Origin of the sequence: Arthrobacter sp. fls2-241-R2A-172 (genome assembly GCF_030208885.1) — a bacterium.
Lineage (GTDB): Bacteria > Actinomycetota > Actinomycetes > Actinomycetales > Micrococcaceae > Arthrobacter.
In genome coordinates, this window is record NZ_JARVTB010000004.1 from 444,341 (window position 1) to 455,768 (window position 11,428).

Genomic DNA, 11,428 nt, shown 5'->3' on the forward strand with positions numbered 1-11,428 from the left:
GGTTATTAGCAGGCACTCTTGGGCGCCTACTTGGTGAGTGTCACAACAGATGCTCCGTAGTTCGGAATGCCACCCGTTGCTTGAGAACCCTCGTCGAGAGATACGAAACGGGAGAAGTAGCCTTGGATGGCTCGACAATTGTTGGTGCAGCTGGGCGCCGCCGGGTCCAGCTTTTGGCCGCCGTCGAATTTGTAGCCTGTGACCTGGAATGCGGCGAAACCAACTAACGTGTATTTGGTCTTGCTGCCGTTTTGAGCAGCCGTTTTGAAGAGCGGTATCAGCGCGGGCGCGTCCATGATGTGCGCCAGGACGGAATTGCAGGTACTTCCATTCGGGAAGTGGTTTCCCGGTTGACCGATCACGACGGCGCTGATGCTGATGTCAGTCGAACACCCGGAGTTGGTCTCCAACCAGCCAAAGCCTCCTGGCTGATAGCCGTTCTGTGCAACGCAGCCCCCTACGGCCGGTGCATTCGTGTCGTACCGAAGGGTCACATGTGTCGGGATAGGGTCACCCGAGAAGTTTCCAGTCGAATTCAGGGATGCCAGTTGTGCGGGTGAGAGGTACTTTTTGAAGACGCACTCGCTGGCGGTCCAGGGGAGCGTTGTGGCGCTTGTTGGCGAACCCCATGTGGCTTCGGCCGTGGCACCTACCTGGGCAGTTTGGAAGCCCAGCACCCGTGCAAACATTAGCGAGAAACTGTTGGCACCGGTTCGCGCATCCCTGGCATTGGTTACCACGCGGACTCTGGTAGCGGCCGGGAATGTGACCACGGCACCGCTGGAGTTGTCGTTCGCGTTGCTGTTGGCGAACTGGCTCCCGGTGGCGGCGCTGCTTCCGCATGTGCCTTCCGCACAGTCAGTAGCGATAGCCAAGGCAGCTGCGTCGGCCCCATTTTGGAGCTGGGCCTTCTCGGCATAGACGGCACCAACATCCACTGCAAGGGCAGCAAAACCGAGAAGGACCACCATCATCAGTGCAACCAGCACAGAGACGGCACCCCGCGCCTTGTCCTCGCATTGGGCTTTGCCGGCTGTAAGGGCATCTGCCGGCGAACACGTTATCCGCCGCATCGCATGACCCCCACTCCTGTCATAGTGATCGGGAAGATGCCCGGAGCTCCAAAGAAGCCCGAGTCCAGGAAACCGGACATCGAACGAAGCGAAACACGGGTGGTCACCGTGACGTTTGAACCGGGTGCGCAGCTTGCGGCGTTGTTGGTGACAGTCACACCCAGGCCGTTGAGCCCCGGGGCCGCAGCCAGCGCCGTGCCGGTGACATTGAGGCTGCCCTCTTTGTAATGAACCGCCGCATACCGGGCACCCTCACGAGCCGCTTCGGTGAGGGACACCTGGACGTTGTAAGCGCGGCCAAACTCCATGATGCCAAGAAGGATCAGCAGCAGTAGGGGCAGGACAATTGCCATTTCAACGGCAACTGCTCCTTTTTCCGTGGTTCTCGCTTTCATTGTTTTCTCCCAGAGCCAGAAAGAACGATGCCTTAAATGGCGTCGGCCGGTCGTGATGACTTTGCAGTCTCACGACCGACCGCCGCCTGACTCGCTACGGGATGAGGCCGGCGAACAGGGCCGAAACCCGGCCACCCAGCGCGAACGCTGCGGCGCCGACCACGACGGCGATGGCGGCGACCATGATGCCGTATTCAACCATCGTGGCTCCCTTCTCCTCCTTGGTGAAGCGGTCCTTGACGCCGGCGATGTACGAAGTGATGGTGAACATAAAAGTAGACATTGGAAAATCCTTCCCAGAAAAATTGAACGCAAAATGGGTTATAGGTCCAGCAAATTATCGGAATTTGCTTCGAGTTCCGAACTACCCCCATGTTTCCTTTAGCGGTTCGGAATTCGATGACATAAGAATTCACCCTGGGTGGCCGTCGCGACAATGCGTAGCCGTACTCGATTTCCTGGTAGGGGCTCTACTTGGCTGGGCGCGCCCGAGCTGGGAAGTACTCAGTTTTGGGGGTGCGAGGGGCCCAAATTACTTGGTTTTGACAGTGGCCTTATTAATTGCGAAGGAGTAGTCAGCCTTGGTTAGTGCGTACTCAGGCAGGGCTAAACCATGACCACGGCAACGGCCAGGGCGGCGATGACCATGGCTGGCCCGTGAGCTGTCTCCCTCGGTTTTTCCCCGCGTCGCAGGCGTAACATCAGCACCGTGAGCAACCCGCCCACCACGAATCCCAGCAGTCCGCCGTAGAGTACCTGCGCCCAACCCAAGTAACCCAAGTACAGGCCAAGGGGAGCTGCGAGCTTTACGTCGCCCATTCCGATGCTCCCGGGCGAAAAAAGTCCCAGAATCAGGTAGCCGGCGAACAAGATGGCCCCACCGGCCAGGGCACGGAGCAGCTCGCTCCACGCAGGAGCCAGCGTTGCGGCGGTCGCGAGAAGACCCACGCCACCACCAAGCAGGAGCAGAACCAGCGGATTCGGCAGCAAATGCAGCGTGAAATCAATGCGGGAAAGTTGCACCCCACAAAGCGCCAGAAAAAGGAAAGCCGGCAATTCGGCAGAAAAGCCGAACCGCCACGCGAGCAAGCCAAACAGCAAGGCGGTGACGGCCGCCGTCGTGATCCGGACCCTGGGGGAGGGGAGTCCGCCAAGCCGCGGCAGCCAGGCGTGGATGAGGGACTCGGCCAGCGGGCTCAACAGCAGGCCGGGCAGGGCCAGCAGGAGCGGCAAGGCAAGTCCATCGGTCACGTGTTTCCCCCTCATTAACACAGGTACCCCCATGTGCGGTAACCCCATTTTGACCCGGGCGCCCCGTTGAAGGTATTGTTTAGAGTCGTTGTGCGTGTCCTATCTCGATGACACATGCCTTATGGGGGATCCAGTTGCAGGGTCGCTAACTCCTGAGGCATTTCGAGATCCTGGGATGACTGGTACATAGAGCCCTCACCTCTGCTCCGGTAGCGCATACATAGTAGGTACACGCCTTATTGCGTGTCGCCTAAAACATGAACGCCAGAACAAGAACGAGGCAAAACCGTGCGTACGTACACCCCGAAGCCCGGCGATATCAACCGCCAGTGGCACGTCATTGACGCCACCGACGTTGTCCTTGGTCGTCTTGCCAGCCAGACCGCAACACTGCTGCGCGGAAAGCACAAGCCGACCTTTGCGTCCCACATGGACATGGGCGACTTCGTCATCATCATCAACGCTGAAAAGGTCGCCCTCACCGGCGCCAAGCTGGAGCAGAAGCGCGCATACCGCCACTCCGGTTACCCGGGCGGCCTGACCTCCGTCAACTACGCCGAACTGTTGGAATCCAACCCGGTTCGCGCTGTTGAGAAGGCCATCAAGGGCATGCTCCCCAAGAACTCCCTCGCAGCTCAGCAGCTGGGCAAGCTCAAGGTCTACCGTGGCGCTGAGCACCCCCACGCTGCACAGCAGCCGAAGACTTTCGAAATCACCCAGGTCGCCCAGTAGTCCTGGCCACCAACCAACTTTTCATTACAAGGAGAACCGTGGCTCAGAACGAAGAACTGACCGCCGAAGCCGTCGAGGCCGAGGAAACCCTCACCAGCTACACCTCTGAAAGCAGCAACGCTGCTGAAGATGCTCCCAAGAAGGAGCGCCCGGCACTGACCGTTGCCGGCGCAGCTGTTGGCCGCCGCAAGGAAGCCGTTGCACGCGTTCGCGTCGTACCGGGCTCCGGCAAGTGGACCATCAACGGCCGCACGCTGGACAACTACTTCCCGAACAAGCTGCACCAGCAGGACGTCAACGAGCCCTTCAAGATCCTTGATCTCGAAGGCGCCTACGACGTCATCGCCCGTATCCACGGTGGTGGCATCTCCGGCCAGGCCGGTGCGCTGCGTCTCGGTGTTGCTCGCTCGCTGAACGAGATCGACGTCGACAACAACCGCGCAACCCTCAAGAAGGCCGGTTACTTGAGCCGTGACGCCCGCGTCATCGAGCGCAAGAAGGCTGGTCTCAAGAAGGCACGTAAGGCTCAGCAGTACTCCAAGCGTTAATTCGCTGCACGAAAGCCCGTTCCGCCACTGTGGCGGGGCGGGCTTTCGCCGTTTAAGGCGGCCCGCAGGCGCCTGGATTGGGGTTCCAGTGTGACTCTCCGATGCGTCCCTGAACTGATGGTGTCCCGTCGTCGTCTAAACTTGAGCCGATGTCTAGATTATTTGGAACAGATGGCGTGCGCGGTCTCGCGAACGGATTGCTTACCGCTGAGCTGGCTATGCAGCTTGCCCAGGCCGCCGCCGTCGTACTCGGCCATGACCGCGCAACCAACGGCAAGCGGCCCCGCGCCGTCGTCGCCAGGGACCCCAGGGCGAGCGGTGAGTTCCTCGCCGCGGCCGTCGAAGCAGGGCTTTCCAGCTCCGGCATCGACGTCTACGACGCCGGTGTCCTGCCGACCCCCGCCGCCGCTTACCTGGTTGCAGACCTGGACGCTGACTTTGGGGTGATGCTCTCGGCCTCCCACAATCCCGCGCCCGACAACGGGATCAAGTTCTTCGCCCGTGGCGGCCAGAAGCTCCCCGACGACGTCGAGGACGCCATCGAGGCACAGCTGGGCCAAGAGCCGCAGCGCCCGGTGGGTGCCGACGTCGGACGCATCCAGCGGTTCTCCGACGCCGAAGACCGTTACATCGTCCACCTCCTTGGAACCCTGCCCAAGCGCCTTGACGGCTTGAAGGTCGTTCTCGACTGCGCCCACGGTGCAGCCAGCGGGTGCTCACCGCAGGTGTTCAAGGACGCTGGTGCTGATGTTGTGGTGATTGGTGCTGAGCCGGACGGCCTGAACATCAACGAGGGCGTCGGTTCCACTCACCTGGGCCCGCTGAAGGAAGCTGTTGTAAAGCACGGAGCTGACCTCGGCATTGCGCACGACGGCGACGCCGACCGCTGCCTGGCAGTGGACCACGAAGGCAACGAGGTGGACGGTGACCAGATCATGGCGATCCTGGCCCTTGCCCTCAAGGACTCAGGGAAGCTCAAGGACAACGTCCTGGTAGCCACAGTCATGAGCAACCTTGGCCTCAAAATCGCCCTCCGCGAAGCCGGAATCACCATCCTCGAAACGGCAGTGGGCGACCGCTACGTGCTTGAAGGAATGCGCGACGGCGGCTACAACCTCGGTGGCGAGCAGTCCGGTCACGTGATCTTCTCCGATTACGCAACTACGGGCGACGGTGTCCTGACCGGCCTCCAGCTTGCAGCGCAGGTGGCACTGACCGGCCGCAGCCTCAAGGAACTGGCCACCGCGATGACCAAGCTCCCGCAGCTCATGATCAACGTCAAGGGCGTGGACAAGGCCCGTGCAGGTACCGATGAAGGCGTTGCTGCTGCGGTTGCCGCTGCGGAACTCGCATTGGGTGAAACCGGCCGCGTGCTGCTTCGCCCGTCCGGTACCGAAGCCCTGGTGCGCGTTATGGTGGAGGCCGCCGACATGGAAACTGCTGAGCGGATCTGTACGGGTCTTGCAGCTGTTGTCCGCGAACGATTGGGCGCTTCCAGCGAATTGGCTGTCTAAGAAACGAAATGGCCCGCTCCCTGATTCATCGGGGAGCGGGCCATTCTTCTTTAAAACACAAACGCTCAGAGGTAGTCCGGCGCCGCTTCGAGCCCGAAGTACTCCTCCAAGGTGGCGATACCGCGTGCCGCCATATCCGTTGCCGCTTCCACGCCGACGTAACGCAGGTGCCAGGACTCGTAGAAGTAGCCGGTGGTTTCGTGGAACATCCACGGGTACCTGACCACGAAGCCGAATTTGCTTGCGTTGGCTTTGGCCCACACGGCGGCGGGCTGTTCAGCGAAACACGGCTGGAAGCTGCAGGCGCCCCCACCGTCGCCGATGTCGAAGGCCCAGCCTGTTTGGTGTTCGGAGTGTCCGGGGCGGGCGGATGCGCGGTCGGCGGCTGCTTGCCCCGTGCTGGCGACATAGCCGTTGTAGGTGGCTACCTGGGTGGTATAGGAGCGGTATCCCGATGCCAACGTCATGATGACGCCCTCCGCGGCTGCGGCGCCGAACATCTTCTCTGCGGCAGCCGCCGTCGTGCTGTTGACCAATGACGCTTCGCCGCTGACGGCGAGCCGGATGTTGGGTTGCACGAGATCCGCGGGAACGAAGTTCTGCGGGTTCAGCGGCCGGTGCTTGTTCACCACCACCCAGGGGCTGGTGGGGTCGGTGAGGGAGAAGCGTGGGGCGGCAGCGCTCGACGGCGTGGCGCTGGGTAGCGGAGTTGCCGCGACGTCGGTGGGGGCGACGGCAGGCGACGCGGACGTGGCCGTCACGGTGGGGCTCGGAGATCCAGTGGAGGCATCGGCCACGGCGGTGGGGGGTGTAGCGTTATCCGGCGTGCAGGCTGACAGTGCGAGCATCCCGGCGCCGGCCGTTAGCAGGCCTGTGAAGGCCCTGCGGCTTGGTTGTGGGGTAGCCAACGGCTTAGACTTTCCGGAGGAGCATACGGCGGATTGAGTGGTCTGCATCCTTGGTGAGCACCAGTTGGGCCCTTCCACGGGTAGGCAGCACGTTCTCCTCAAGGTTCGGCTCGTTGATTCGCTTCCAGATGCCGCGGGCCGTCGATTCGGCGTCGTCGTCGGAGAGCGTGGCGTAACGGTGGAAATAGGATTCGGGCTGCGCGAAAGCCGTACTGCGGAGCTTGCGGAAACGGTCCACGTACCATTCCTCGATGTATGAGGTTTTGGCGTCCACATAGATGGAGAAGTCGAAGAAATCGCTGACGGCCAATCCCTGTTTGCCGTCCATGCGGGGGCGCGCCGGTGCAAGGACGTTCAGGCCTTCGACGATCAGGACATCGGGACGCCGGACCACGACTTCCTTACCGGGCACGATGTCGTACGTGACGTGCGAGTACCAGGGCGCGCGGACTTCCTCCGCACCTCCCTTGACCTCCGAAACGAAGCGGAGGAGCCCGCGGCGGTCGTAGGACTCGGGGAAACCCTTGCGTTCGAGCAGGTGGCGCCGTTTTAGCTCAGCCAGGGGGTAGAGGAAGCCGTCAGTGGTGATGAGTTCCACATTGGGCGTACCGGGCCAGCGCCTGAGCATTTCCCGGAGCACGCGGGCGATGGTCGACTTGCCTACGGCAACGGAACCTGCGACGCCGATGACGAAGGGGGTGCGCTGTGTCTGCTCGCCCAGGAACGTGGTGGTGGCGGCGTGGAGTTGGTGGGAGGCCTGCACGTACAGGTGGAGGAGCCGCGAAAGGGGGAGGTAAACCTCCCGGACTTCCTTCATGTCGAGGGGGTCGCCGAGGCCCCGGAGACGGAATATGTCCTCTTCGTTGAGGGGCTGCTCCATCTGTGCTGCAAGCCTGGACCAGGTCTGGCGGTCCAGCTCAACAAACGGGGAAGCGCCGTCGCCATTAGCTTCGGTGCGTTGCAAAGTCACGCTCATGATTCTGCCCTCCGCGGGGCGGATCAGGAAATGCGCGACGACGGTAGGGTGAATTGCGAGTGACTTGGCTCTCGTCATATAGCCTAAGAGCTGGGACGTCCCACATCAGTTGTTTGCATGAGCCGCTAAGCTTGAGCCCATGTGTGGAATCGTAGGCTATGTTGGCAATTCGTCCCGTAAGGCAGCTGGTCACAGCGCCCTGGACGTCGTTGTGGAGGGGCTGCGTCGTCTTGAGTACCGCGGCTATGACTCCGCCGGCGTCGCAGTGGTGGCTGACGGCACCATCTCGTCCCGTAAGAAGTCCGGAAAACTGAGCAACCTGATTGGCGAGCTCGAAGCAAACCCCATCCCGGAGTCCCTGACCGGCATCGGTCACACCCGCTGGGCGACGCACGGCGGACCAACCGACCGTAACGCGCACCCGCACCTCTCCGACGGCGGCCGCTTGGCCGTGATTCACAACGGCATCATTGAAAACTTCGCCGAGCTCAAGCAGGAGCTCCTCGGCAAGGGCGTCACCTTCGAATCGGAAACCGACACCGAAGTAGCGGCTGCGCTCATCGGCGACATCTTCCGTACCCAACTCAACGACGGCGGCAGCCTCACCGAGGCCATGCGCCTCGCCTGCCAGCGCCTTGAGGGTGCCTTCACCCTCCTGGCCGTCCACGCGGACCAGCCCGACGTCGTCGTGGCCGCCCGCCGCAACTCCCCGCTGGTCGTAGGCCTGGGCGAGGGGGAGAACTTCCTCGGCTCCGACGTTTCCGGCTTCATCGACTACACCCGCCGTGCCGTGGAACTGGGCCAGGACCAGATCGTCACCATCTCGGCTGATTCGGTGGAGATTACCGACTTCTTCGGCGCGCCGGCCGAAGGCAAGGAATACCACGTTGACTGGGACCCGGCATCGGCAGAAAAGGGTGGGTTCAACTCCTTCATGGAGAAGGAAATCCACGACCAGCCTGACGCCGTAGCGCAGACCCTCCTGGGACGTTCGGACCTTGACGGCAAGCTGACCCTGGATGAGCTCCGCATCGACCCGGAGCTGCTTAAGCAGGTCAACAAGATCATCGTCCTCGCTTGCGGCACCGCGGCCTACGCCGGCCTGGTTGCCAAGTACGCGATCGAGAACTGGTGCCGCATCCCCACGGAAGTGGAGCTCGCACACGAGTTCCGTTACCGCGACCCGATCGTCGATTCCAACACGCTGGTGGTCTCCATCAGCCAGTCCGGCGAAACCATGGATACGCTGATGGCCGTCCGCTACGCCCGCGAACAGGGCGCAAAGACCATCTCCATCTGCAACACCAACGGTTCCACCATCCCGCGTGAATCCGACGCCGTGCTCTACACGCACGCAGGCCCGGAGATCGCCGTCGCGTCCACCAAGGCGTTCCTGGCGCAGATCACTGCCGCTTACCTGTTGGGCCTGTACCTGGCCCAGCTGCGCGGCAACATCTTCTCCGGCCAGATCAAGGACGTCCTCGCGGACCTGTCCAAGATCCCGGCCAAGATCCAGCACATCCTGGACAACGCAGGCCCCCTCCGCGAGCTCGCCCGCAGCATGAAGGACGAAAAGTCCGTCTTGTTCCTGGGCCGCCACGTCGGCTACCCGGTAGCCCTCGAAGGTGCCTTGAAGCTCAAGGAAATTGCGTACATCCACGCAGAGGGCTTCGCAGCCGGCGAGCTCAAGCACGGCCCGATCGCCCTGATCGACGACGGCCAGCCGGTCTTCGTCGTGGTGCCGTCCCCGCGTGGCCGAGACTCCCTGCACTCCAAGGTCGTCAGCAACATCCAGGAAGTCCGCGCACGTGGCGCCCGCACCCTGGTGATTGCCGAGGAAGGCGACGAGTCGGTCAAGGACTACGCAGAGCAGGTGTTCTACGTTCCTGAGACGCCCACCCTCTTGATGCCGCTGCTCACCACGGTTCCGCTGCAGATCTTTGCCGCTGAACTTGCCGGTGCCAAGGGTTACGACGTCGACCAGCCGCGTAACCTCGCCAAGAGCGTGACCGTAGAATAACGGCATGATTGTTGGCATTGGCGTAGACGTCGTAGACATCGAACGGTTCGGCAAGCAGCTGGAGCGGACCCCCGGCCTCCGGGACCGGTTGTTTGTTCCCGCGGAACGCGAGCTCAACACCCGCTCTTTGGCTGCCCGGTTCGCGGCCAAGGAAGCCGTGGCCAAAGTGCTCGGCGCGCCTGCGGGAATGAACTGGCAGGACTGCTGGATCGGGCTGGACGAAAACGGGCCTACCGTTCAGGTCAAGGGCACGGTACTTGCCGTGGCTGAGGCCAAAGGCGTCAAGCGCTGGCACTTGTCCATCAGCCACGACGGCGGCATCGCTACGGCGACTGTCCTCGCCGAAGGCTGAACGGACGTAACAAAGCAATGATCAGCGCCTTCACCGGACAACAGATCAGGGATGCGGAAAAACCGCTCCTGGACTCCGGTGAGGGCGCTGTTCTTATGCAGCGGGCAGCCTACGGGCTGGCGCAAGAGGTAGTCCGGCAGGTCAAAAGGAAACGCAAGCTGAGCGGCGCCAGCGTCACGGTCCTTGCAGGCAAGGGAAACAACGGTGGAGACGGTCTTTTCGCCGCAGCCTTCCTTGCCCGTCGCGGAATGCGCACGACGGCGGTCCTCGCCGCCCCGGAAGTCCATCCCGGGGCACTGGCTGCATTTACCGCCGCCGGTGGTCGGACCCTGCGCCTGGAGCCCGGGAACGCCGAAGAACTCGCCGTCATGTGCGCCGGCGACGATGCAATCATCGATGCCCTGCTTGGTACGGGGGCCCGTGGAGGTTTGCGTGGGGCTGCAGCCGAGCTGGTTGCCGCCTTGCAGGAACTGCGCCCCTCCCTGGTAGTAGCCTGCGACCTTCCCAGCGGACTGGACGCCGGCACAGGGGAAGTCCACTGGCCCGTGCTGGATGCGGACGTGACGGTCACTTTCGGCGGCATCAAGGCCGGCCTGATGACTGACCCGGGGGAGGGCTGTGCGGGTCGGGTTGAACTGGTGCCAATCGGTATCGAATCCGGGCTTGGTTCCGTGAGCCCGGAGCTGCGACGCCTCACTGCCGGCGACCTCGGACCCCTGCTTCCGACACCGGATCGCCGCGCGCACAAGTACTCACGGGGTGTCCTTGGGGTGGTGGCAGGTTCTGCGCGGTTCGCCGGTGCCGCCGTCCTGAGTGTCCACGCTGCAGCACTTGCCGGAGTGGGGATGGTGCGGTATTTGGGCCCAGAAGCCGCAGCGAAGGCTGTGCTGGCCCTGACCCCTGAGGCCTTGTGGGAGTCCGGCGATCCTGGTCGCGTCCAGGCCTGGGTGCTGGGGCCAGGGGTGGATGGGGATGAACAACTGCGGCGCGCCGGGGAAGCGGCGAAGAAAGCCATGGAAGCCGGATTGCCCGTGGTGGTTGATGCCGGAGCGCTGGGCGTCCTGCCGGACCGTTGTCCGCCACACTGGATCCTGACACCGCACGCGGGGGAGCTGGCCTCCCTGCTCGATTCACTTCCGGCCATGGGTGAGATCGCAGTGACCCGCGACGACGTGGAAGCACGCCCACTGCATTTCGTACGGCTGGCCGCCGAACTGACCGGCGCCACGGTGCTGCTGAAGGGTGCCACCACACTGGTGGCCTCGCCGTCGGGCGTTGTCTTCAGTCAATCGGAGGGCACGGCGTGGATGGCAACCGCCGGGAGCGGTGATGTCTTGGCCGGCGTTTTGGGTGCCCTGGTGGCGCAGTCCGCCGAAGAGGTCAGGGACGACGACGGCGCCTATGCCGTCTTGGGCTTGGAGCAAGCGGACCGTTGGGCTGCTGTGGCAGCCGTTGCGGCGAGCGTCCATGGCAGGGCAGGAGCCAACGCATCTGCCATTTTTGACGGTGGACCCATTACAGCCTCAGCAATCATGAAGGCCGTTCCAGCCGTCATTGGTTCGCTCAGCGCGGAATACGACCACACAAGACCCTAAGGTTACTGTCGTTGTCGGGGTTCTCTGTAGTCTTGCAACAGTTGTTCGCATCATCAAGAGGAGA

The 11,428-nt window shown here is 62.7% G+C and carries 12 protein-coding genes; 6 read left to right on the plus strand and 6 right to left on the minus strand.

Annotated features, from left to right (window positions below; translation table 11 throughout):
- Window positions 1-26: 26 nt before the first annotated feature.
- From QRM57_RS10255 to QRM57_RS10270, 4 genes are all read right to left on the minus strand, one after another.
- Entirely contained in the window at window positions 27-1,073 is a 1,047-nt protein-coding gene (locus QRM57_RS10255; RefSeq protein WP_284986490.1) for a pilus assembly protein TadG-related protein, read from the minus strand.
- Entirely contained in the window at window positions 1,061-1,468 is a 408-nt protein-coding gene (locus tag QRM57_RS10260) for a TadE/TadG family type IV pilus assembly protein (protein WP_257371257.1), read from the minus strand. The genes QRM57_RS10255 and QRM57_RS10260 overlap by 13 nt, the downstream gene beginning before the upstream one ends.
- Window positions 1,469-1,562: 94 nt before the next feature.
- Window positions 1,563-1,751, minus strand: a complete 189-nt coding sequence (locus tag QRM57_RS10265) for a Flp family type IVb pilin (protein WP_257371255.1) — start codon at window positions 1,749-1,751, stop codon at window positions 1,563-1,565.
- A gap of 323 nt (window positions 1,752-2,074) precedes the next feature.
- Window positions 2,075-2,734: a prepilin peptidase gene (locus QRM57_RS10270; protein WP_416404953.1), complete on the minus strand. Its 660-nt coding sequence runs from the start codon at window positions 2,732-2,734 to the stop codon at window positions 2,075-2,077.
- 273 nt (window positions 2,735-3,007) lie between these two features.
- On the opposite strand from QRM57_RS10270, the gene rplM reads away from it, so the two are divergent.
- The 3 genes from rplM (at window position 3,008) to glmM (ending at window position 5,513) form a co-directional block, all read left to right on the plus strand.
- Window positions 3,008-3,451 carry a 50S ribosomal protein L13 gene (rplM, locus tag QRM57_RS10275; RefSeq protein WP_024817563.1) on the plus strand — a complete coding sequence of 148 codons (444 nt, stop codon included), beginning with the start codon at window positions 3,008-3,010 and terminating at the stop codon, window positions 3,449-3,451.
- Window positions 3,452-3,489: 38 nt separating this feature from the next.
- Window positions 3,490-3,999, plus strand: coding sequence for a 30S ribosomal protein S9 (rpsI, locus tag QRM57_RS10280; RefSeq protein WP_024817562.1), 510 nt, complete (start codon window positions 3,490-3,492; stop codon window positions 3,997-3,999).
- 149 nt (window positions 4,000-4,148) lie between these two features.
- A complete protein-coding gene (glmM, locus tag QRM57_RS10285) occupies window positions 4,149-5,513 on the plus strand; it encodes a phosphoglucosamine mutase (protein WP_257371251.1) in 1,365 nt (454 codons plus the stop codon).
- A 65-nt stretch (window positions 5,514-5,578) separates the two neighbouring features.
- Here the strand turns inward: glmM and QRM57_RS10290 are convergent, their stop codons facing one another.
- Together QRM57_RS10290 and coaA are read right to left on the minus strand one after the other, a co-directional pair.
- Window positions 5,579-6,361: a M15 family metallopeptidase gene (locus tag QRM57_RS10290; protein ID WP_284986609.1), complete on the minus strand. Its 783-nt coding sequence runs from the start codon at window positions 6,359-6,361 to the stop codon at window positions 5,579-5,581.
- A gap of 64 nt (window positions 6,362-6,425) precedes the next feature.
- On the minus strand, window positions 6,426-7,397 hold the full coding sequence (coaA, locus tag QRM57_RS10295; protein WP_211711187.1) for a type I pantothenate kinase: 972 nt from the start codon (window positions 7,395-7,397) through the stop codon (window positions 6,426-6,428).
- A gap of 139 nt (window positions 7,398-7,536) precedes the next feature.
- On the opposite strand from coaA, the gene glmS reads away from it, so the two are divergent.
- Genes glmS through QRM57_RS10310 form a run of 3 tightly spaced genes read left to right on the plus strand, consistent with a single transcriptional unit; the run spans window position 7,537 to window position 11,364 of the window.
- On the plus strand, window positions 7,537-9,417 hold the full coding sequence (gene glmS / locus QRM57_RS10300) for a glutamine--fructose-6-phosphate transaminase (isomerizing) (RefSeq protein ID WP_235517101.1): 1,881 nt from the start codon (window positions 7,537-7,539) through the stop codon (window positions 9,415-9,417).
- Between the two features lie 4 nt (window positions 9,418-9,421).
- On the plus strand, window positions 9,422-9,769 hold the full coding sequence (locus QRM57_RS10305; RefSeq protein ID WP_284986492.1) for a holo-ACP synthase: 348 nt from the start codon (window positions 9,422-9,424) through the stop codon (window positions 9,767-9,769).
- 17 nt (window positions 9,770-9,786) lie between these two features.
- Window positions 9,787-11,364, plus strand: coding sequence for an NAD(P)H-hydrate epimerase (locus tag QRM57_RS10310; RefSeq protein WP_284986493.1), 1,578 nt, complete (start codon window positions 9,787-9,789; stop codon window positions 11,362-11,364).
- Window positions 11,365-11,428: the final 64 nt, after the last annotated feature.

Coding starts and splice junctions, on each gene's coding strand:
- QRM57_RS10255 (WP_284986490.1), bottom strand. CDS start 1,073: ATGCGGCGGATAACGTGTTCGCCGGCAGATGCCCTTACAGCCGGCAAA.
- QRM57_RS10260 (WP_257371257.1), bottom strand. CDS start 1,468: ATGAAAGCGAGAACCACGGAAAAAGGAGCAGTTGCCGTTGAAATGGCA.
- QRM57_RS10265 (WP_257371255.1), bottom strand. CDS start 1,751: ATGTCTACTTTTATGTTCACCATCACTTCGTACATCGCCGGCGTCAAG.
- QRM57_RS10270 (WP_416404953.1), bottom strand. CDS start 2,734: ATGAGGGGGAAACACGTGACCGATGGACTTGCCTTGCCGCTCCTGCTG.
- glmM (WP_257371251.1), top strand. CDS start 4,149: ATGTCTAGATTATTTGGAACAGATGGCGTGCGCGGTCTCGCGAACGGA.
- QRM57_RS10290 (WP_284986609.1), bottom strand. CDS start 6,361: ATGCTCGCACTGTCAGCCTGCACGCCGGATAACGCTACACCCCCCACC.
- coaA (WP_211711187.1), bottom strand. CDS start 7,397: ATGAGCGTGACTTTGCAACGCACCGAAGCTAATGGCGACGGCGCTTCC.
- glmS (WP_235517101.1), top strand. CDS start 7,537: ATGTGTGGAATCGTAGGCTATGTTGGCAATTCGTCCCGTAAGGCAGCT.
- QRM57_RS10305 (WP_284986492.1), top strand. CDS start 9,422: ATGATTGTTGGCATTGGCGTAGACGTCGTAGACATCGAACGGTTCGGC.
- QRM57_RS10310 (WP_284986493.1), top strand. CDS start 9,787: ATGATCAGCGCCTTCACCGGACAACAGATCAGGGATGCGGAAAAACCG.